At 65.0% G+C, this 20,321-nt stretch carries 17 protein-coding genes, 1 tRNA gene and 1 pseudogene; 11 read left to right on the top strand and 8 right to left on the bottom strand.

What is annotated here, in order from left to right:
- The first annotated feature begins 196 nt into the window (after window positions 1-196).
- The 8 genes from BMZ21_RS05295 to BMZ21_RS05330 all read left to right on the top strand — a co-directional run bounded on the left by BMZ21_RS05295 (window position 197) and on the right by BMZ21_RS05330 (window position 10,199).
- Window positions 197-3,286, top strand: a complete 3,090-nt coding sequence (locus BMZ21_RS05295; RefSeq protein WP_091830400.1) for a glycosyltransferase — start codon at window positions 197-199, stop codon at window positions 3,284-3,286.
- Between the two features lie 58 nt (window positions 3,287-3,344).
- Window positions 3,345-4,601, top strand: coding sequence for a class I SAM-dependent methyltransferase (locus BMZ21_RS05300; RefSeq protein WP_244543697.1), 1,257 nt, complete (start codon window positions 3,345-3,347; stop codon window positions 4,599-4,601).
- Window positions 4,598-5,554: an NAD-dependent epimerase/dehydratase family protein gene (locus tag BMZ21_RS05305; RefSeq protein WP_091830402.1), complete on the top strand. Its 957-nt coding sequence runs from the start codon at window positions 4,598-4,600 to the stop codon at window positions 5,552-5,554. Before BMZ21_RS05300 ends, BMZ21_RS05305 begins: the two co-directional genes overlap by 4 nt.
- On the top strand, window positions 5,538-6,473 hold the full coding sequence (locus BMZ21_RS05310) for an NAD-dependent epimerase/dehydratase family protein (protein WP_091830404.1): 936 nt from the start codon (window positions 5,538-5,540) through the stop codon (window positions 6,471-6,473). The genes BMZ21_RS05305 and BMZ21_RS05310 overlap by 17 nt, the downstream gene beginning before the upstream one ends.
- A gap of 165 nt (window positions 6,474-6,638) precedes the next feature.
- Entirely contained in the window at window positions 6,639-7,445 is an 807-nt protein-coding gene (locus tag BMZ21_RS05315) for an ABC transporter permease (RefSeq protein ID WP_091830406.1), read from the top strand.
- 3 nt (window positions 7,446-7,448) lie between these two features.
- Window positions 7,449-8,219, top strand: a complete 771-nt coding sequence (locus tag BMZ21_RS05320; protein ID WP_091830408.1) for an ABC transporter ATP-binding protein — start codon at window positions 7,449-7,451, stop codon at window positions 8,217-8,219.
- A gap of 86 nt (window positions 8,220-8,305) precedes the next feature.
- Complete coding sequence (locus BMZ21_RS30955) at window positions 8,306-9,025, top strand: CatB-related O-acetyltransferase (protein WP_143079651.1); 720 nt, start codon at window positions 8,306-8,308, stop codon at window positions 9,023-9,025.
- A gap of 163 nt (window positions 9,026-9,188) precedes the next feature.
- Window positions 9,189-10,199 carry a class I SAM-dependent methyltransferase gene (locus BMZ21_RS05330; RefSeq protein ID WP_091830412.1) on the top strand — a complete coding sequence of 337 codons (1,011 nt, stop codon included), beginning with the start codon at window positions 9,189-9,191 and terminating at the stop codon, window positions 10,197-10,199.
- Window positions 10,200-10,263: 64 nt separating this feature from the next.
- On the opposite strand, the gene BMZ21_RS05335 is transcribed toward BMZ21_RS05330, so the two are convergent.
- The 7 genes from BMZ21_RS05335 to BMZ21_RS05365 form a co-directional block, all read right to left on the bottom strand.
- Window positions 10,264-11,379, bottom strand: a complete 1,116-nt coding sequence (locus BMZ21_RS05335) for a class I SAM-dependent methyltransferase (RefSeq protein WP_167561534.1) — start codon at window positions 11,377-11,379, stop codon at window positions 10,264-10,266.
- A gap of 277 nt (window positions 11,380-11,656) precedes the next feature.
- A complete protein-coding gene (locus BMZ21_RS05340; RefSeq protein ID WP_167561535.1) occupies window positions 11,657-12,964 on the bottom strand; it encodes an FkbM family methyltransferase in 1,308 nt (435 codons plus the stop codon).
- A 378-nt stretch (window positions 12,965-13,342) separates the two neighbouring features.
- Window positions 13,343-13,433, bottom strand: a tRNA-Ser gene (locus BMZ21_RS05345).
- A 96-nt stretch (window positions 13,434-13,529) separates the two neighbouring features.
- Window positions 13,530-13,730 carry a hypothetical protein gene (locus tag BMZ21_RS05350; protein WP_091830418.1) on the bottom strand — a complete coding sequence of 67 codons (201 nt, stop codon included), beginning with the start codon at window positions 13,728-13,730 and terminating at the stop codon, window positions 13,530-13,532.
- Between the two features lie 156 nt (window positions 13,731-13,886).
- Entirely contained in the window at window positions 13,887-14,999 is a 1,113-nt protein-coding gene (locus BMZ21_RS05355; RefSeq protein WP_091830420.1) for a branched-chain amino acid ABC transporter substrate-binding protein, read from the bottom strand.
- Window positions 15,000-15,148: 149 nt separating this feature from the next.
- A complete protein-coding gene (locus tag BMZ21_RS05360) occupies window positions 15,149-16,042 on the bottom strand; it encodes a DUF2182 domain-containing protein (protein WP_208862219.1) in 894 nt (297 codons plus the stop codon).
- A gap of 44 nt (window positions 16,043-16,086) precedes the next feature.
- A complete protein-coding gene (locus BMZ21_RS05365; RefSeq protein WP_091830424.1) occupies window positions 16,087-16,893 on the bottom strand; it encodes a DUF899 domain-containing protein in 807 nt (268 codons plus the stop codon).
- A gap of 127 nt (window positions 16,894-17,020) precedes the next feature.
- Here BMZ21_RS05365 and BMZ21_RS05370 point away from each other — a divergent pair, with 127 nt between their 5' ends.
- Both BMZ21_RS05370 and BMZ21_RS05375 read left to right on the top strand, forming a co-directional pair.
- Complete coding sequence (locus BMZ21_RS05370) at window positions 17,021-18,241, top strand: helix-turn-helix domain-containing protein (RefSeq protein ID WP_091830425.1); 1,221 nt, start codon at window positions 17,021-17,023, stop codon at window positions 18,239-18,241.
- A 38-nt stretch (window positions 18,242-18,279) separates the two neighbouring features.
- Window positions 18,280-18,906, top strand: coding sequence for a Vgb family protein (locus BMZ21_RS05375; protein WP_091830426.1), 627 nt, complete (start codon window positions 18,280-18,282; stop codon window positions 18,904-18,906).
- 6 nt (window positions 18,907-18,912) lie between these two features.
- Here the strand turns inward: BMZ21_RS05375 and BMZ21_RS05380 are convergent, their stop codons facing one another.
- Window positions 18,913-19,344: a hypothetical protein gene (locus tag BMZ21_RS05380; protein ID WP_091830428.1), complete on the bottom strand. Its 432-nt coding sequence runs from the start codon at window positions 19,342-19,344 to the stop codon at window positions 18,913-18,915.
- Between the two features lie 219 nt (window positions 19,345-19,563).
- Between BMZ21_RS05380 and BMZ21_RS29845 the strand changes: the two are divergent.
- Window positions 19,564-20,321 (top strand): annotated as a pseudogene (locus BMZ21_RS29845) (hypothetical protein); the annotation flags it as partial.

Here is a 20,321-nt window from a genome sequence, read left to right on the forward strand (position 1 = left end):
GCCCCCCGCCGGGCCACGCCGTGTATGGCGGCCGCGGCGAGTTTGGCCGGCACTCATCCTTCGGCCGCCGGGCTTGCATTGTCGCGAGAGGCGCGTCACAAGGCCCGGCGTCCGGAATGGGGCTGCCGGCGCCGTCCGATGTCACTCAGCCTGTCCGGGCATATCTGCCCAATGCTGTAAAAGTGAAGCGAGCGGAATGACAAGGCGCGAGACAGTCGAGGTTGGTCAGGCGATCACGCCAGCGTTCCAGACGCTGCCAGGGCGTGGTCAGCGCGTGCTCATCGTCGAAAGCGACCTGTACGACACCGTCGGCGGTGGTCAGTCGGCCTACCGCAAGCTGATCCAGCAGCGTCCGGACAACACATACTTCTATTTTCTCAGACGTGAGCCCGCCGATGCGCCACGCCCGGCCAATGCCATCGGGATACGCTACGAGCAGTTCCATACGGGTGATATGAAACTGCTGCCGTCGGAAGTTCAGCACTTCTACTGGAGCTATCTCAACGCGTGGCATTACGCGTCCTCGGTCCAGCGCAGCCTGGGCAACACAGCCTTCGATGTCGTCGACACGCCTGACTACGACACGGTCGGTCTGTTCATCAGCGGGGCGCTGGAGGCGCAGGGCATTCGCGTCGGGGTCCATGCCCTGGCTTTGCACGGAACGATCTCGAGCGCTTTGTCCGACATCTGGCCGCACGGCTCCATTCCGAGCCGCAAGCAGGCCGAGTTGCGGGCGAGGGAGCATCTCCAGTTCCGCAGTGCCGATGTCCGCTACGCGCTGAGCGAGGCTTACGCAGAGGAATGGCACGCCCGGTCCGGCATCGCATCGCGCCTGATCGATCCGCTTCATATCACGGGCGGGCTGGCGCCGGTCATGGCTCCGCGCAATGGTAGGCGGCCGGACGTCGCATTCATCGGCCGCCGCGAGCGCCGCAAGGGGCCGGATCTCTTCGCTGACATCGTCTGGTGCCTGGATCCGGCATCGTTCAACAAGGCGATGGTGATCGGATCGGAGTCGACCGGCGGCAGCGGCATCGGCTCGCAGCCGACGCTCGACATGATGAAGCGGCTGCGCCAGATCGATCTCGACTACGAACAGCACAGAACTCCGGCCGATTTGACGCAGTTGTTCCTCGATCGAAGTGTCGTGGTGCTGCCGTCCCGCTACGACCAATTCAACCTGGTCGCGCTGGAAGCCCTGCGTCTCGGCTGCCCGACATTCGTTTCAGGTCGCGCGGGTGCTGCCCAGTGGCTCGGCAAGCACCATCCGGCCCTCTCCGAACTGGTGATCGACATCGATTGCAGCCGTTCCGCGGCGGCGCGCATTCGCGCGGGCCTGGACGACTACGACGGCTTGCGCGAGCGGGTCGTCGCCTCTCTCAGCAAGGCTCCGTCGAAAGTCGACACCGCCGATCTTGCCGCAATGTATGAGCCGTTCGGCCCACGCGATCAGTCCGCGATCCAGAGTGTCGCCGAAATCCGTCATCGCTTCGACAGCTTCAACAAACCGCGCCGGCCCAACGAGAACGGGGTCGTCTATCGGACGAAGCGCGCAGTGGGCCGAAATCTGTCGCCCGGTGCCAAGGCGAGCTTGCGCCAGGTCAAGGCCCAGTTGCGGACCGTCAAGGGTGCGCTGCGGGAGGCCCGGCAGTGGCGGCCATCATTGCGGCCCGTGTACAAGGTCTTGAGCAACAACCTGGTCAAGCATCGTGGTCTCGAGCAGTCGAGCGTCGCGCAGATCCGGTCGGCGGCGGCCGTCGAAGCGACACGCGCCCAGTTGCTGACGCTTCCCGAGCGATCCCGGAAGGAAGTCACGCACAAGCTCGAACGGGTCTCGGCCGAGCTCGGCCATATCCGTGTCGCGCGCGTCCAGGTCTTCCGCGACATGGCCCGTCTGGAGCGCAAGCGCGACAACGACGTCATCGCCGCGACCTACTGTTTGCGCGCCATGCGCTGGATGGGGGGCGACAAGTTCGGTGATCTGGACTTCGTGACCGGAGCGCTGCGCAGCGCCGGCTATCTGCGCGAGGCCGAAGCTGCCGAGGCGATGTTCGCGCCCGGAGACGACGTCTTCGAGCGTTCGCGCGCGCTGCTGGACGAGCAATACCGCCGCAATCTCTCCAAGCCGGATCTGCCGCTGGCCATTCTCGACGACCTCCGGCCGGCTGACGGCGCCCCGCGCGTTTCGGTCATCGTCTCGCTCTATAATGCGGAGACCAAGCTACGGACGCTGCTGGACAATATCGCGGCCCAGTCCTACGCCCGGGAGGGCCGCGTCGAGGTCGTGCTGGTCGACAGCAACTCGCCGACGCGGGAATACGACGTCTTCAAGGCCTATGCGGCTCAGAGCGCGCTCCCGATCGTCTTCGCCCGCTCGGCCGCGCGCGAGACCATCCAGGCCGCCTGGAACCGCGGCATCAAGCTTGCGCGTGCTCCCTATCTCACCTTCCTCGGTGCCGACGAGGGCATGCATCCGGATTGCCTTGCCGAATTGGCCAAGGCGCTGGATGCCAATCCGCAAGTCGACTGGGCCATGGCGGATTCGATCGTGACCGAAGTCGACAAGGCCGGCGTCTTCGACCATGACGTGATGGTCTATGATCGGACGGGCTACAATCCCGGCCTGGTCAGGCTCGAGACCTGCTATCTCAGCTGGGTCGCGGGGCTCTATCGCAAGAGCATCCACGACCGCTTCGGCTATTACGACGAGAATTTCCGGGCTGCCGGCGACACCGAGTTCAAGGGCCGGCTGCTGACCCATATCAAGACGCTGCACGTGCCGAAGCGTCTCGGGGTCTTCAACAACTATCCGGAGGAGCGGACCACGCAGAACCCGCGCGCCGAGATCGAGGATCTCCGCGCCTGGTACCTGCACCGCACGGAGGCGGGCGTCGCCTATAGCTACGACGCCCATCCGGTGGCGGAAGCCGTGGAGCTTTTTCGCCAGTCCCTGAGCTATCGCAAATCGTTCTGCGGGCATTACAGCACCGATTTCGATCTCGCCTCCGCGACGGCCGCCTATCTGCAGCGGCGCGGCGAGACCCCGGATTTCGCCCGCGCGGCGCAGCATGCCAGCGGCCGCCTGCTCTCCGCCGTGGAGAGAATGGATGCTCTCGACCTGCAACTGCGCCGGCGCGTTCGCCAGTGGGGCACGCTACGTACTCTGCTCGACGCTAAGGGCTGGCAAAGCGAAGACCGTGCCGCGCTTGGCCTCGCTCAGACCCCGCACTACGACATCTTCAATGACAACCGCCACGAGCAGCATTGGTGGTCCTGGAGCACTTGATTCCGCCCGAAGACGGAGCGGAAAGTTATGAATCGCATGAATGGATGAAGCTAGACCGATGACGAAACTAGGAATCGCCTGCCGCAGCTGTGGGTCGACCGATGTCGAGATGTTTCTGGATCTTGGTGACCAGCCGCATTGCAATCGCCTGATTCCGCCGGCGCTCGCCGGCCAGCGCGAGCCCTATTATCCGCTTCGGGTCGGCTTCTGCCGGGCCTGCACCCTTGTTCAGATCGACCATACGATCCCCAAGGAGAGCATGTTCACCGACTATCCTTATGTCTCCGGCACGACCAAGACGCTGGTGGCGCATTTCAAGGAGACGGCTGAGCGGCTGACCGCGACCTATGGGCTGAAGCCCGGCGAACTGGTCGTCGACATCGGCTCCAATGATGGTTCCTGGCTGGCCCAATACCAGCCGCTGGGGCTGCGCGTGCTCGGCATCGACCCGGCGGCCAATGTCGTCGAGCTGGCGCTGAAGCGCGGCGTGCCGACCTGGGCCCGGTTCTTCAACGAGACCACGGCCGAGGAGATCGTGGCGAAGGAAGGCAAGGCGTCGCTCGTCACCGCCGCCGGCGTGTTCTTCCATCTCGAGGAGCTGCACAGCGTCATCAAGGGCGTGAAGAAGCTTCTCACCGACGATGGCGTCTTCGTCGTGCAGGCGATCTATCTCGGCGGCATGCTCGAGAACCTTGCCTTCGATCAGGTCTATCACGAGCATCTCGTCTATTACACGCTGCGATCCATCGAGGCGCTCTTCGCCCAGCACGGGCTCGAAGTCTTCGAGGCGGGCGTCGTCGACATCCATGGCGGCTCGCTGGAGATCCATGTCGCGCCGAAGGGCAAGCGCCCGGTCGGCAAGTCGGTCATCGCCATGCGCGAAGACGAGGCGGCCAAGAAGTTCGGCGAGTTCGAGACCTACGAGGCCTTCGCGAACAATGTCTGGAAGCTGCGCGACGAACTCGTCGCCCTGCTCAAGCGCTACAAGGGCGAAGGCAAGAGCGTCTACGCCTATGGTGCGCCGGCCAAAGGCGCGACCCTGGTCAACAGCTTCGGTATCGGCCCCGAGCTCGTGCAGCAGGCGACCGAGAAGAACCCGATGAAGGTCGGCTACATGATGCCGGGATCGCGCATCCCGATCATCGCCGAGGGCGAGAAGCGGCCGGATGCCTATCTGGTGCTCGCCTGGAACTTCCTGTCGGAGTTCATCGCCAAGGAGCAGGCCTATTTCGCAGATGGCGGCGAGTTCATCGTCCCCGTGCCGAAGCTGCAGGTGATCGGCAAAGACGCTCTGAAAGACCAAGCGGCGTCATGAGCACCCTGCCCGCCGCCGTCGTGCTGTTCGGCGCGAGCGGCTTCGTCGGCCGCCATATCGCTCAGGCGCTCGCTGGCCGCGTCGAGACGCTGATCGGAGTGACCGGGCAATCGCGCTCGGTTCCCGGCTGCAGCCGCGTCGTCCCGCTTGCGGAGCTGTCCTCGCTGCCGGAACTGCCAGCCGACACGGCGGTGATCCATGTCGGCGCGTTTCGCTACGATTCGAGCCGTTTCGACCTGGCTCAGAGCGACATCGTCCTGAACAATGTCGACCTGAATACGCGCGTCTACCATTTCTGCGCAGAGCGGAAGATCCGTGAAGTTCGCCTCGCCAGCTCGGTCGCCGTCTACGAGGCCGGCTTGCCGGTCATGGACGATGCGGTTCCCGTCGACCTGAATGCCGCGCCCAATGCCAACGAGGCGTTCTACGCCTGGTCGAAACGCTGGGCCGAGATTCTCGCGGGCCTCTATGCGCAGCGCTTCGGCGTCAACAGCGTCGTCTTCCGTCTCTCGAATCCCTATGGCGCCTATGACAGCGTGACGCTGACCAAGGCCCATGTCGCGCCGGCCTTCGTGATGAAGGCGCTGAACGACGATCCGGTCTTCGCGATCAAGGGCGATCCCATGGTCGAGCGGGACTTCACCTATGTCGGCGACGTCGCCGAGGCGTTCGTGCGGTCCCTGGCCTGGCGCGGGCGCAACGAAACCTACAATCTCTGCACCGGCGCCACGACGACGCTGCAGACGCTGGCCGAGACAGTGCTGAGGGTCGCGGGCTCCACGAAGCCGATCGAGGCCGGCGCACCGGGCGCCTTCGGTCCTGCCAAGCGGATCTCGACATCCCAGCGTGTCCGGGAAGCCCTCGGGCTGGAATTCACCACCCTCGAGGCGGGCATGAAGCCGACCGTGGAATGGTATCGCGAGGAGTGGCTGCGCCATGGCTTCAAGTCCTAGGGATGATCTCACCATCATTCTCGGCAGCGACGGCTTCCTCGGTCGCAATTTCGCGCGCTACATGGGCGAGCGTGGCCTGCCCTTTCACGCGATCGGCCGAGATGCCGGCGATTTGAGCGACCCAGCCGTTTCGCAGCGTGTTTTCGCCGAAGCGCCGAAGGCCGCCCGGATTCTCCATCTGGTCACGCGCCAGCGCACCGGGCAGATTCAATACGGCATCCAGGGCGAGCTGATCGCGATCAACGCCCGCATCCATCTGAACGTCCTCGAGGCCTGGCGGCTGCACCAGCCCCAGGCCAAGCTGATCTCGACCGGCAGCTCCTGCGCGTTTCCGGAAAGCGACAAGCCGATCGTCGAAGGCGAGTTCCAGTCGGGGCCGATGCATCCCAGCGTGCGCGGCTATGGCCTGGCCAAGCAGCTTCTGGCCGTCGGCAGCGAAACCTACGCCTCGCAATACGGCCTTCGCTATCTCCATCTGTTCCTGGCCACGGTCTATGGCCCGCAGGATCACAAGGCGCCCGAACGGACGCATTTCATGACGGGCATGATCGACCGGGCCGTGAAGGAGATGCGCGGCGGCGCGACGGCGTTCACGGTCTGGGGCGAGCCCGACACGGTACGCGACCTGCTTTATGTCGACGACCAGATCGAGGCGATCTTCGCCGCCGATGCGACGTTCGACAATCAGATGCTGAACTGCTCGTCGAACGCCCCCGTGACGATCGACCAGTCGGCCCGGGCGGTGGTCGAGGCGCTTGGCTGGCAGGCTGAGATCACCTATCCGCCAGGAACCTTCAAGGGCGCGTCCTACAAGACGCTGGATGCCGGCCTGTTCCTCGGCAAGACCGGCTGGAAGCCCAAGACCTCGCTCGTCGAAGGCGTGCGCAAGGTGCTCGCCAGCGACTACGGGCTCGGCTAGAGACACGCCCGCGTACCGCAGCTGCCCGCTCTGGACAGACTCGGCCGTTCCATGCTTGAAGGCCGGCATATCGAGCGAACTGGACGAGGCTTCGGGCTCCGGGACATGGAGGGCTCGCCTTAAGCGGCCGACGGACGGCCGAGACGAACACTGGCTCATGATGTGATGGAACGGCGCAGCTACCCGACGCTCAACGCTTTGGCTCTCGCGGATCTCGCGGCGTCCCTGCGCTCGACATCCTTCTGGATGACCCTGGCGTGGAGCGACATCCTCCAGCGCTATCGCGGTTCGCTGATCGGGCCGTTCTGGCTGACGATCAGCTCCGGCGTGTTCATCTTCGGGCTCGGTCCGCTCTACGCGTCACTGTTCAACCTCGAAATAAAGAAATACCTGCCTTTCATGGCGGTAGGCTTGCTGATCTGGGGCTTCCTGACGGGCGTCATCAACGAATCCTGCCGCGCGATGCTCGACAACGCTTCGGTGATGAAGCAGGTCAAGCTGCCTCGAACCTTGTTCATTTTCCAGATCGTTGCGCGAAATTTCATTATTTTCCTGCATACGCTACCTGTTTACATTATTGTATTCTGGTATTGCGATCTGCACCTAAGCGCCAATATGCTGCTGGTCTTCCCCGGCGCGATCCTGTTGCTCCTCAACATGTTCTGGATAGCGCTTTTCCTGTCGATCGTTTGCGCGCGGTTTCGCGACGTCACGCAGATTGTCGGGAGCATCATCCAGCTCAGCTTCTTCGTGACGCCGATCATCTGGAATCCTGCGACCCAGCATGCGCCGTCCTGGGTGGTCGACCTGAACCCGTTCTACGCATTGATCCAGCTGCTGCGGGCGCCGTTGCTGTCCGAGCTGATCAGCTGGAAGGTCGCCGCGATGGCGCTGCTGTGCCTGGTCGTGGGAGGGGCGGCGACTACCTGGCTGTTCGTGCGTGCGCGTAAGCAGATTGTCTACTGGATCTGACCAATGTCCCTTGTGCAGCTCGAGCAGTTGTCGATCGAATTCCCGATCATGCATGCCGGCCATCGGTCCTTCAAGAAAACGGTGCTCGCGCGCGCGACCGGGGGCAAGATCCTGACGGGCGCACGCGCCGCGCCGGTCGTACGCGCCCTGTCGGACATCACCGTCGACATGGCGGCGGGTGATCGCGTCGCGCTGATCGGCCCGAACGGGGCCGGCAAGACCACGCTGTTGCGCGCGATCGCGGAGATCTACGAGCCGACGCGCGGTTCGGTCTATACGGAAGGCCGGGTCATGGCCCTGCTCGACCTCAGCCTCGGCATGAACCACGACATCAGCGGGCGCGAAAACATCCGTCTGCGCGGCCGCTATCTCGGCATGACCGCCCAGGAGATCGATGCGCTCGCCCCGGAGATCGCCGAATTTACCGAACTCGGCGACTATCTCGACATGCCGACGCGGACCTATTCCTCCGGCATGCTGCTGCGGCTGGCCTTCGCCATCGCCACCGCCATCGAGCCCGACATCCTGCTCCTCGACGAATGGATGATGGCGGGCGACGCGACGTTCGTGACCAAGGCGCGCAATCGCATGGAGCGCTTCGTGGAGCGTTCCAAGATCCTGGTCCTCGCATCACATTCGGAAGAGATCATCCGGCAATGGTGCAACAAGGCGATGTTCATGAAGGGCGGTGAACTGATCGGCTATGGCGACGTCGGAGAGATGTGCGCCCTCTACCGGCAGGAAGTCGATCGTCCGGACGCTATCGCCATCTGATCCCTCTTATTCGGGTCGCGAGGTTTCCTGCCTGTTCCGGTGAGCCGCCCCGGACAGGGTCGCAAGGCACACTTGGAAGGGCCTTCGTGAGCATCTTGACGTCCATTGCGCGGAGGTTGCGCCGGCTAGCCGGCCTTCCCGTCATCCTGACGGCCTCGGGGCGCCTCGTCCTGGAAACGCCTTCGCGCTTGAGGGCATACGATATCGACGTCGAAGGCGACTGCGAAATCGGCATGTTCAGCTATGTCAACGGCTCGCTCAAGCTCGCGCGCGCACGCATCGGCCGCTTCTGCTCGATAGGCGAAGACGTGGTCATCAATCCCGGCAACCACCCGGTCAACTTCGTATCGACCCATCCCTTCGCCAGCGATCCGAGCGGCATCGCGGCCGGCATGGCCGATTTCCCGCCCTATCAGGCCATTGCGGTCACCGAACTGGTCGGCGAACGCGATGTGCGCGACGAGCGGGTCGTCATCGGTCATGACGTTTGGATCGGGACGCGGGCGATCATCCTTGGCGGCGTCACCATCGGCCATGGCGCAGTGATCGCCGCTGGTGCCGTGGTCACCGGGAATGTCGAACCCTATGCGATCGTGGCGGGGGTGCCTGCACGTCACCTGCGCTACAGGCTGCCCCAGGACCAATGCGAGGCTCTGCTGGAGCTGGCATGGTGGGAGTGGGATCTGGGTGCATTGGGACCGGTACGCGACTATTCGCGCGTACAGGATTTCATAGACCGACTTCGCCGCGGGATTGCCGATGGCTCAATCCGCCGCGCCGAGACAGGTACGGTGATATTCGATTGAACCCGGTCAGGCTGCGGCCCGTCCGACAGGCGAAGGAAGCGGCCGAAAGGGGTGGACTTGCCTTCGGCTGCATCGCGGGTTAACTCGCCGCGACAGAAGCGTCCCGGCCCTATCGTCAACTGGCGTCGGCGATGATCCGCTATCGCTTGAAAAGGCTTCCTCCATGCGTCAGTTCCTGAAGGCTGCGGCCCTCGCCATTCCTGAAGTCCGCCGCCTCTACAGCGAACGTGACCAGGCCCGAGCCGAGCTGGAGAGCGCTCGCTCCGAGCTGGCGCTCCTGCGGAGCGGCGCGACGGCGCAACCGGGCCAATCGACGTCCGGCCTCCAGATCCTCGAGGGAACACCCTATTCTCGCTACGGTGTGCCGATCGAATACCTTCCCTCGCGCGACTTCGCACCGCGCTGGGGTTACAGCCAGCCGCGTATTCCCTCGCTCGACAGCTGGTTCCGCGCCCATGCCAGCGATTTCAACGCCTTCCTCGGATCGATGCGCGAGCTTGCGCCACAGCTCGCGCGTGTTCCCCTGGAGTTCGACGAGGCGAAGCTGCCGCTTCCGGCCTGGGGCGGCGTGCCTTATTGCGCCTTCGACGCCTTGACGCTCTACACCATGATCCGGACCCACAAGCCAAAGCGCTATCTGGAGATCGGCTCGGGGATCACGACCTGCTTCGCGAAGCTGGCCGTGCAGGACGGAGCGCTTTCCACCAAGATCACCTCGATCGACCCGGAACCGCGAGCCAAGATCGACGCGATCTGCGACGAGATCGTCCGCTACGGGCTCGAGACCTGCGACCTGTCGGTGTTCGACGTGCTCGAGGCCGGCGACATCCTGTTCTTCGACGGCTCGCACCGCACCTTCATGAACTCGGACGTGACGGTGTTCTTCATCGACATACTGCCGCGCATAAAGCCGGGCGTGATCGTGCACATCCACGACATCGCCCTGCCCTGGGACTACGACACCTACTTCAAGAACTGGTACTGGAACGAGGCCTATATGCTGGCGGTCTACATGATGGGCAACCAGCACCGCATCACGCCGCTGATGCCGACCGGCTATATCTGCCGCGACGGCGCCTTCGAGAGCGAACTGGCTAATCCCTTCATCGACCTCGGCAAATACAATGATGGCTGGCGCGGCGGCGGCGCCATGTGGTTCACCCACAAGGCGTGATCCTGCGCCTGGGAAAGCCTACACCGCTTTTGTAGTCGGGCTGCGTCGAACCGGTCCGACTACATTATTTTCTGCACACCATAAGATCCTGGAACCAATAGCGGTCATCCGGGGAGACAATGTCCAGTACATTGAAATATCGCCCCCAGTACTTGCGGGCGACCTCCTGCTTGAAGAACACCTGGCTCACGGCTATGTCGCCGGAGAGCAGGAAGTCGACGTCCATCTCCTTCGCCTGGAATATCCGCGGGGAGATGGCCGCTTTGACCCAGTCGAGTTCCTGGTTGGCGTGATAGAAGCTCCAGGCTCTCTCGGCATGAATAGTCTGCAAGAGAAGGCCTCCGGGCTTTAGAACTCTCCGAAGCTCCAGCAACCAGAAGTCCCAGTGATATTTGATATGGGTGAAGACGCTCATCCCGTAGATGACGTCAATCGAATTGTCCTCGAACGGTAGCTTGGGAAACACCGATCCGACATAGACGCAGATGTCGTCGGGCCAGTTCTGACGCAGCCATTCGACGTGGTCGGCTTGAACGTCGCAGCCGATCATCGACCAGCCGAGTTCGTTCCTTTGCTTGTTGAAGTGCCTGAGCACACGGCCGGTCGCACAGCCGAATTCCATGATGGTGGCGTTTTCGCTCAGCCCGAGATGTTTCTCGATCTGCTCCAGATAGATCGCCTGATGATTCCGACCCGTCGCGAGGTACTCGCCATTGTCGGCCGAATACCCTCCACGCATGCCAGGCGGCGGCAGAGGCAACTCCTCGCCCGCGACGAGCACCGCAGGGCCGCCGAAATCCGGCGGGAGTGTGTCCCAGAGATAATCGAGCGGCTGATGAAAAGCGAAGCGCGGCATGACCGTGTATTCGGAACGGGTCATGGTCAGCGTTCGATTGATGATTGCATGCTCGCGGGCGACTTCGTGAGCGGCTAGAGCCGCGCGGATATCGACCAATGAAATCGGGTCGTCCGTCGGAGCTGCATCCGGAATCGATTGCCCGAACTCCGCCGAGATTTGCCTAACGACCGAAGAGGCGACCTGCCGCGCCTCGCTTTTGGCGACCTGTTGTGCCTCGCTCCTCGCGACCTGTTGCGCCTCGTTCCTCGCGACCTGTTGCGCCTCGTTCCTCGCAATCTGCTGGATCTTAAGTACGAACCAGCGTTTGAGACGCCGCAGCATATCCCACCCCTCCCGGCGCGCTGCGCCTGCAAACATCATTCTGTCAGCGGGCCAGCGCCAGCATCATGTAAGCCTATTCACGCTGCGCCCGGCCATTCCAAGTTTGCGTCGCAAATCCGGCCGTCAGCTTGGTCGAGCCCGAATGGGCATGAATGTCGAAGGGCGGGATCGGCCTGCAACGCTTCAGCATCCCGCGGGCGCCCGGCAGGACCTCGCCCTCGAAGCTCCTAGCCCCGACTGGCGACGATCCTGCCCAAGGCAGCTATACAGCCGGTCCCTAGAACACGACCGGCGGCTGCATTCCGTCGAAGCCGGCATAACGATAGATGGTCGCGCCGTTCCAGCGGAAGCTTGGATCGCTGCCCCGGATGAACTCGATATAGGGTGTCACCTGCCCCGCGACCCGCAGGTTGAAGGCCCATTCGCGATAGGTCTCCGCCATCAGCGCCGTATAGGTGTGATAGCGCTGGACGCGGCCGCGGTCCGTGTCGATGCCGGCGAATATCTCGTTGTCGCGGCCGCTGGCCGTGAACTCCGTCCGGCAGACATAGCGCCCGGCCGGCAGGTCGAGCGGCTTCTTGAGCGACAGATTGCCGCCGGGCGCAATCCCGAACATGTCCGGCGTCAGACGCGCGATCTCGACCGGTTCGCCAGCGTTGTAGTAGCGATCGTCGGCAGCCTGGCTCTCATGGATGAACAGGATGTTGGCGATGCTGATGCCCGCGTCGAAATCGGCGGCCGAGCGGATGCGCCGGTAATTCGACAGATCGACTGCGACATAGCCGGCCTTGGCGAGCAGCTCGTGGCAGCTCATGTCGCTGGGGCTCTGCTCCAGGATGAGGAGCGGCTTGCCCTCGGCCAAAATCCTGGTGGCCCCCTTGAGAGCGTCGAGTTCGGCGCCTTCGATATCCATCTTGATGATGCGGGGCATCAGACCCGTCGCCGCGACGAAATCGTCGAGTGCCAGCGTCTCGACCCGATAGCTCGCACCGCCCTCGGCTCCGAGATCGTTGTAGATGGAGTCGTTGAGGTGGTCGCCGGGATAGAGCGTCACGACCTCGTTCGAGGTGTGGTAGACCGCCCGGTAGTAGAGCGAGACGTTGGTGTAGCCGCCCTGGACGAGATTGTAGTGCGTCTTGTTGATGATGCGCGGCGAGGCCTCGAAGGCGCAGACAATGCCGCGCGGACCGACATGCCGCGACATGATCGCGGCCAGCGCGCCCGCGTTGGCGCCGACGTCAAAGGCGATGTCGCCAGGCTTGCAGTAGTCCCGCAAGGCGATCTGCACCATCGCCTCCCAGAAGTTCGGCTCCCAGAACTGAGGTATGGGAAAGCTGTTGGCGGCTTCATGCATGGGCGTCGTTCCGGATGAATTGGATTCGATGGAGCTCGGGGGGATGTCCAGCGCGTTCTGCACGAGCCCCGCGCCCGCGGACGAGCCTCCCGGCCGTTGCGGCAACTGCCGGATCAGATTGGCGATCTGGCCGAGCTTGTCGTCCATGGCGTTCAGCCGCGCCATGGTGTGGTTGTATCCGAAGGCACGACGCAAATTGTTGATTGCCGCAGATTTGAGATCACTCGGCATGTTTCGTCTCCAGCCTCCAAATAGCTTCGCCCACTTGCCGCAAGAGCCGAGGCGGGACATCCATCAAGGTCATCTGCCGAATCTTCTATCTCTCGCCGGGAAGATTGCGCGCACGTTTTTCGGAGCCTGACCGCAGATTTCCAGATTTTTCAGCTGTATTGCATGTCGAGGCCAGGATCGCTGTGCCTGCGGCGCCACAGTCTGACCAAGAGTCAGGGTGTGCATCAGCCAACAACGAGCCCTGCATCGGCCTGATTGCCCCGGGTGTCGCCAGCAGGACCTGCGGCATCGCCGCAGCAGTGTCCGCCCCCAAACATATCCCCAAACCCGCGAGTCGCAGCCGGGAAAACTACTATAGTTCAGACAGATAGGGGGTAGTGGCGGAGACGGAGGGATTCGAACCCTCGATACCCTTGTGGGGTATGCTCATTTAGCAAACGAGTGCCTTCAGCCTCTCGGCCACGTCTCCGTTGGAAGGCTCTATGCCCGATCGCGACCCGCTTTGACAAGCCGTCAGGATACGCGATCGACAGTCATCCCGCAGATTGCCGCGATCCGGGCCATTTCAATGCCCACGGGCGCGGTCGATGCCCTCGATCCAGGCCATAGCCTCGTCGAGCGTCGGGAACACGGGCCCCGGCATCCGGGCATCCTCGGCCTCGCTCAGGCCGAAGCGGATGCCGTAGCCGTCGGCCTCGCGCCGGATCGCGATCAGCGACGGCCTGGCGAGAGGCTGCATGGCGGCAATGGTGTCGGCGGCTGTCATGGGCAATTCCCGTTCGGTCGCCGGAGAAAACGGCCCAGCGCCTGAACGGTTCCCGAACGGCGCGTTCAGGGACGCACAGCGCTTCGCTCACTTCCAAATGAAAAGGGCCCGCGGCACGCCGCAGGCCCCTTCCCTCGCCTCTTGGAGGCGCGTTCGTCAGTCGGCCGCGACGATCTTGCCGGCTTCCCACTTGTACATGGCGAAGCTCGGCGAGCTCAGATCGCCGGTCTTGCCATAGGTCAGCGTACCGATCGCGGTCTTGACCTCGAGCCCAGCCTTCAGGGCCTTGGCCACCGCATCCGCCTTGGCGTCTTTGCCGACCTTCTCGATGCCGGCCTTGAGCACTTCGACAGCGGCGTAGGCGTTGAGCGTGAAGGCCTCCGGCGGGATGCCCTTTTCCTTCAGCACCGCCACGGCCTCGGCCGAGGCCGGGTTCTTCAGCGCGTCGGTCGCGTTGGTGAAGAGCGTGCCGGCGGCGGTGTCGCCGCCGATCGCCCAGAGCTCGGTGTTGGAGAGCCCCTCGCCGCCGATGATCGTCGCCTTGACGCCGGCATCGTGCAGCTGGCGGGCGAGCAGGCCGCCCTCGGGATGGTAGCCGCCGAAATAGATCAATTCGGCACCGCCCGACTTCAGCCGGGTGATCACCGCAGCGAGGTCCTTGTCGCCCGGGTTCAGGGTGAGATAGGCGACCTCGGTGATGCCGCCGGCATTGATGCCCTTCTTGAAGGAATCGGCGAGGCCTTTGCCATAGGTGCCCTTGTCGTGGACGATGGCGACCTTCTTGCCCTTCAGGTTCTTCAGCACGTAAGCGGCCGCGACTTCGGCCTGCTGGTCGTCGCGGCCGCAGGTCCGGAAGACGTTGGAAAGGCCGCGATTGGTCAGGGCCGGCGAGGTCGCGGTGGGGGTCACCATCAGCACGCCGCTCTCGGCGAAGACATCCGAGGCGGCCATGGCGACGCCGGAGGTCACCGGGCCGACGACGAAGCGGACCTTGTCGCCGACCAGAAGGTTGGCGGCAGAGACGCCCTGCTTCGGATCGCCGGCATCGTCGGCGAGCTTCAGGACGACCTTCTCGCCGCCGATGCCGCCCTTCTTGTTGATCGCGTCGACGGCAGCCTGGGCACCGTTCTTGACCTGATCGCCATAAGCAGCGACCGCACCGGTCAGCGGCGCCAGCAGGCCGATGGTGATGTCGGCGCGCGCCGGGGCGCCAGCGAAAACCGCGGCGGCGAAGGCCGCCCCGATCAGGAACTGGGCTTTGAGCGTCATGTGCGTCTCCTCGTGAACCGTACAATCTTTGCGTGCGACCCGACCCATGGATCGCCTGCCACCTGTATAGGCCAGCGAAAGGCATCGCGGCACTGCGTGGCGCGTTTCTGAGCAGATGCAAAAATGCATGGCAGAGATGGCGAGGCCTCTCAGAGCAGCCAGAGCGCCCGCGCGAGCCGGACAGCGCCCGCTCCGAGCATCAGGCCGCCGGTCGCGCGAGCGACGCGCCCGCCGGCCGGCGCGAGCCGCTCAGCGGTGATCGCAAGCGCGAGAATGGCCATGGCGCGCAGATCCATAACGCCACCGACGAGGAGCAGCGTGGTCAACCCGGCGCAGGAGGCGCAGCAGCTCAGGCCGAGCCGCAGACCCCGCCTTATCGCGGCCGCCGCGCCGGCGCCTTGCCCGGCGACATGCGAGCAATGCGCGAGCATGGCCAGCTTCCATTGCGACATCTGGAAGAGACCGGCGGCGATCACGACAACCCCCGCAGCCAACGGCACGGCACGAGCCAGAAGCGGCCAGCGCAGCGCGGCCTCCAGCAGGAGCGCGCCGCCGGCGAAGATCGCCAGGCCGAGCGCGCTCCAGACAAGGATATAGGCGAAGCCGGCGAGCACGGCGAACAGGCCTGGACGAGCGGCGCCGGCTGCAGCGGCGTGCTCACGGAGCCGCCAGAGCACCGGCGTGAGCGAAGGCAGCATCATCGCCGTCGTCATCAGCGCCCACATGCCGAGGAAGGCTGCGGCCGCAGCAAACCAGGAGCCGCCGCAGAGCGGCGTCCAGGCCGTCGACATCGACCAGCCGCCGGCCATCGGCACCTCGCCCATCTGCGCCATGGTGAGACAGATCGTGACTGTCGCGATCGTGCTGGCGATGAAGAGGAGGATGCAGATGGCGAGGAAGCTGCGGCCTTGATCGATGACGGAGCCGCCGGACGAGATGTCCGGCTCTCCTCGATCGCTTTGCGCCAGAGCGGGATGCGAAAAAGTGGGAACCGGTTTTTCGCTGTGATCCCGCTCTGAACTCTCAGAATCGATCCCGTTCACGATTTTGGATCGGGTCGATCCAAAATCGTCGTGATCTATGGCGCTCAGGCGCAGCATGATTGAGCCGTCGCGGCCGACGAGGCGGCATAGGCGTCGCGATGGCGCCACCAGATACCGCCGGCCTCGTTGCGTCCCTTCGGCGCGCGGTCGAGCCAAGGATACATGCTCCAGATCGCGTCCATGCCGCGGGCATAGCTGGAATAGGTGTGATAGATCGTGCCGCCTTCGCAAATGAAAGCACTCACACCTGGCCGCTCGCGCATGTAAGCGCCGGTATCGGTGCCGGATATCCGGGCGAGCAAAGCTTCGGCCCCTTCCGCACCGGGCTCGCCCTCACGCCAGTCCCGCTCCGGCTCCTTCTGGAAGTTGTAGGTGATCTCGCCCTGACGCTGCTGGTCCTCCGTGAAGGAGGCGCTGAAGTCGAAGTTGAAATCGCCCGTCGCCGAGGAGGCCCAGGGGAAGCTCCAGCCCATGCGCCGCTTGAAGGCGATGAGCTTGTCGAGCGAGGCCAGCGACACGGCGGTCAGCGTCACGTCATGGTTGGCGAGGTGGACGTGAATGCCGTTGAAGCCATCGGCGATCAGCGAGCAGGACGGGCAGCCGGCGGAAAAATCCGGCCCGAACATGAAGTGGTAGATCAGGAGCTGGGAGCGCCCGGCGAAGAGATCGGCGAGGCCGACCTGCCCCGCCTCCGTGGTAAAGCGATAGTCCTTGTCGACCCTGACCCAGGGCAGAGCCTGGCGCTGCAGCGCCACGGCATCGCTCTGCCGCGTCAGCGCCTTCTCGGCTGCGAGCAGGTCGAGTCTCGCCTTGAGCCAGTCCTCGCGGGTTCCGGTGAGATGAGCCGTCATGATGCTTGCTCCTGCCTTCGGTTGACATTCGCCGCCCGCCGTTTCGCGATGCGGCGTCGGAAGCAGGGGTAGGCTCGGGCCGACAGGGAGCGGGAGTGACAAGTTTGGCGGGATTCGAAAGCTGGGCATGGACTCGCTGATCACCGCGGCCGGGCGGGCCCTGGCGGCGGGCGATCCGTTCGGGGCGCTCAACCATGTCGCGCTGCGCGAAGATGCGCCGGCGCTGGCGCTGCGCGGCATCGCCATGGCGCAGCTCGGCGACCTCGCCAGGGCGAAGGCATTGCTGAAGCGCGCCGGCCAGGGCTTTGGCGCCAAGGAGCCGGTGGCGCGGGCCCGCTGCATCCTGGCAGAAGCCGAGATCGCCCTGGTCTCGCGCGATCTCGGCTGGCCGGCCAAGGCGCTCGATGCGGCGCGCGCGGTGCTGGAAGCCCATGGCGACCGGCTCAACGCCGCCCATGCCCGCACGATCGAGGTGCGCCGGCTGCTGCTGATCGGCCGGCTCGGCGAGGCCGAGCGCCTGCTCGGCGGCTTCGACGAGAGCCCGCTGCCGCCGGCGCTGGAGGCGGCGCGGGCGCTCGCCATCGGCGGCATCGCGCTCAGACGGCTGCAGGCGGAGGCAGCCCGCGCCGCGTTCGCACAGGCGGCAGAGGCAGCCGAACGCGCCCGCATCCCGGCACTGATGGCCGAAGTCGAGGCCGCCGCGCGCGTACTGGCAGCCCCGGCGGCGCGATTGATCCTGCGTGGCACGGAACGCCCGCTGCTGCTGGGCGAGGTCGCGGCGCTGCTCGCCTCGGGCAGCTTCGTCGTCGATGCCTGCCGCAACGTGGTACGCGAGGCAGGTACGGCCGTGCCGCTCGCCACTCGCCCCGTGCTGTTCGCGCTCGCTCGCGCCCTCGCCGAGGCCTGGCCGGCGGATGTCTCGCGCGAAGATCTGCTGAAACGGGCCTTCCGGGCGAAGGAGGCGGACGAATCGCATCGTGCCCGCCTGCGGGTCGAGATCGGGCGGCTGCGCGCCGAACTGCACGGGATCGCCGAGATCAGCGCGACCCAGCGCGGCTTTGCCCTGAAGCCGCGCCGGGCGGGCGAGGTCGCGGTGCTGGCGCAGCCGCTGGAAGAGGCGCATGCCGACGTGCTCGCCCTTCTCGCCGATGGCGAGGCCTGGTCGAGCTCGGCCTTGGCGCTGGCGCTCGGCACGAGCCAGCGCAACATGCAGCGCGCGCTCGAGACGCTGGCTGGGGCCGGCAAGATCCAGTCCTTCGGCAAGGCGCGGGCGCGGCGCTGGCTGACCCCGCCGGTGCCGGGTTTCCCGACAGCCTTGTTACTCCCTGCCCCGCTGCCGGATCGCTAGATCTCGTCCCGGTCCAACCGAACAGAGGAGATATTCCCATGACCAGGACAGCCAGGATCGTCCGCGAATACGGCCCCTTCCCCGGCATCGAGGCCGTGCACGGCGTCAGCTATGACGGCAGCCAAGTCTGGTTCGCCTCGGGCGACAAGCTCAATGCGCTCGATCCCGACAGCGGCGAGACGACCCGCAGCCTCGACGTCCCCGCCCATGCCGGCACCGCCTTCGACGGCGAGCACCTCTACCAGATCGCCGAGGACCGCATCCAGAAGATCGACCCGGAGAGCGGGCGTGTGCTCTCGACCATTCCGGCACCCGCCGGTGGCGGCGATTCCGGCCTCGCCTGGGCGGAGGGCACGCTCTGGGTCGGGCACTACCGCGAGCGCCAGATCCACCAGATCGATCCGGAAACCGGCAAGGTGCTGCGTACGCTGCAATCCAACCGCTTCGTCACCGGCGTGACCTGGAGCGACGGCGAGCTCTGGCATGCGACCTGGGAGAACGAGGAAAGCGAGATCCGGCGGGTCGACCCCGAGAGCGGCGCGGTGCTCGACGCCATGCGCATGCCGGAGGGCACCTTCGTCGCCGGCATGGAAGCGGGCGGCGATCGCTTCTATTGCGGCGGCGGCGGGAAGAACGGCGTGGTCAGGGCGGTGGCCCGGCGCTGAGTCCGGTCAGCGGACGACGCGCCCGCGCTGTCGCGTTCCGTTCGGCAGGCGGCAAGAGCAGGCCGCACCGACCCGAAGTCGACTTGGCGCCGCGCAGGCCCGGCGCGACGTCCTGCAATAGGCCGTGACCACACTGCGCAGCGCGGGATCACTCGCCGACCCGTAGCGCGGCATGGTGATCGGATTCTGCGAGCGCGGCGCGCCACGCGGCGTGCCGCCATAGTCGACCGGCGGGCCGGCGCCGGGGATGCCGCCGGCACCTGGCGCGTGCAGCCTGATGTCGGGTGTGCTGTCGAAGATCGAGGGCGGACCCAAGCCCTGGCGCGGGCCGTCCGGCGTCAGCGGCGCATTGCCCGGCGTGCCGATCTGGGCGTGTGCTGGATGGAAGAGCAGCAATGCCGCCAGCGCCGGCACCAACCATTTCCAATACGTCATCATCTCTCGCCTTCCTTCCGGCAGCTCGCCCGACAGTAATCCCTTCGGATTAGTTCGAGCGACCTAAAGCTTTCACTCGAATAGAATAAAATCAAGTCAATACCACATGCTATTGCTCAACATGCCGGCTTGGCCGTGTTCGAGCGTCTAGAACAAGCCATCCCGAATACATCTCTTTTTTGCACTGGACAGCCATTGGACTGCCCGGGCGGGAGGCACGTCATGCGATACCTGCCGAGCAAGATCTTTATTGCGGGACTTCTCGCGACCACGTCGACCTTTGCTTATGCCCAAGGGACGAGCCCATGGCCTGAATACCACGAGGGCTTTGCCGTCAACGGCAACCCGACGCCGCAGCCCCATAGCGGCTGCGAACGCAAGCTCATCAGAGACAATTGGCTTTGGGAATGCGATCCGGCGGCGCGTGGCAACCCGTTCCGCCCGACCGCATCCGCATCCGGCCCAAGCGCGTCGGATGCCGGCGGAGTGCGATATTACAACGCCGTCTCCCCAAACGGCCGCAGGACCCGGGCACCGAGCCGGGACTGCGTCGTCGTGCAGTCCGAACGCGACCTGCTGTGGGCCTGCCCGCCGCTTGCCACCGCGTCGATCGGCGCCACCGCCACAGCCCCCCAGGGCACCGCGGCCGGCAATGTCCAATACTACAATCTCCTCGCCGCCAACGGGAGGCGCACGCGCGCACCCGGTCCCGGCTGCACCGTGGTCCAGCAGGGCGGCAACCAATACTGGGCCTGCCCGCCGCTGACGACGGGAGCCTTGTCCTCGGGAGGGCCAAGCGGCTCTGGCGATGCGGGAGGCAACGGCCGTAACGGCAGCGACGGCTTTGGCGGCGGCGCTGGAGGCTCGTCCAATGACGGCTCGGGCGGCGGCTCCGCAAGCAATAATGGCGGCGGCGGTCAGGGTGGCGGCGGCGGTCAGGGCGGCGGCGGCGGCCAGGGCGGCGGTGGCCAGGGCGGCGG

The sequence above is a fragment of the Allobosea lupini genome, from assembly GCF_900109525.1.
Taxonomy (GTDB): Bacteria; Pseudomonadota; Alphaproteobacteria; order Rhizobiales; family Beijerinckiaceae; genus Allobosea; species Allobosea lupini.

What these genes read in the sequence shown, in the direction of transcription:
- BMZ21_RS05295 (WP_091830400.1), top strand. Translation starts at nt 197, where the DNA reads ATGACAAGGCGCGAGACAGTCGAGGTTGGTCAGGCGATCACGCCAGCG.
- BMZ21_RS05300 (WP_244543697.1), top strand. Translation starts at nt 3,345, where the DNA reads ATGACGAAACTAGGAATCGCCTGCCGCAGCTGTGGGTCGACCGATGTC.
- BMZ21_RS05305 (WP_091830402.1), top strand. Translation starts at nt 4,598, where the DNA reads ATGAGCACCCTGCCCGCCGCCGTCGTGCTGTTCGGCGCGAGCGGCTTC.
- BMZ21_RS05310 (WP_091830404.1), top strand. Translation starts at nt 5,538, where the DNA reads ATGGCTTCAAGTCCTAGGGATGATCTCACCATCATTCTCGGCAGCGAC.
- BMZ21_RS05315 (WP_091830406.1), top strand. Translation starts at nt 6,639, where the DNA reads ATGGAACGGCGCAGCTACCCGACGCTCAACGCTTTGGCTCTCGCGGAT.
- BMZ21_RS05320 (WP_091830408.1), top strand. Translation starts at nt 7,449, where the DNA reads ATGTCCCTTGTGCAGCTCGAGCAGTTGTCGATCGAATTCCCGATCATG.
- BMZ21_RS05330 (WP_091830412.1), top strand. Translation starts at nt 9,189, where the DNA reads ATGCGTCAGTTCCTGAAGGCTGCGGCCCTCGCCATTCCTGAAGTCCGC.
- BMZ21_RS05335 (WP_167561534.1), bottom strand. Translation starts at nt 11,379, where the DNA reads ATGCTGCGGCGTCTCAAACGCTGGTTCGTACTTAAGATCCAGCAGATT.
- BMZ21_RS05340 (WP_167561535.1), bottom strand. Translation starts at nt 12,964, where the DNA reads ATGCCGAGTGATCTCAAATCTGCGGCAATCAACAATTTGCGTCGTGCC.
- BMZ21_RS05350 (WP_091830418.1), bottom strand. Translation starts at nt 13,730, where the DNA reads ATGACAGCCGCCGACACCATTGCCGCCATGCAGCCTCTCGCCAGGCCG.
- BMZ21_RS05355 (WP_091830420.1), bottom strand. Translation starts at nt 14,999, where the DNA reads ATGACGCTCAAAGCCCAGTTCCTGATCGGGGCGGCCTTCGCCGCCGCG.
- BMZ21_RS05365 (WP_091830424.1), bottom strand. Translation starts at nt 16,893, where the DNA reads ATGACGGCTCATCTCACCGGAACCCGCGAGGACTGGCTCAAGGCGAGA.
- BMZ21_RS05370 (WP_091830425.1), top strand. Translation starts at nt 17,021, where the DNA reads ATGGACTCGCTGATCACCGCGGCCGGGCGGGCCCTGGCGGCGGGCGAT.
- BMZ21_RS05375 (WP_091830426.1), top strand. Translation starts at nt 18,280, where the DNA reads ATGACCAGGACAGCCAGGATCGTCCGCGAATACGGCCCCTTCCCCGGC.
- BMZ21_RS05380 (WP_091830428.1), bottom strand. Translation starts at nt 19,344, where the DNA reads ATGATGACGTATTGGAAATGGTTGGTGCCGGCGCTGGCGGCATTGCTG.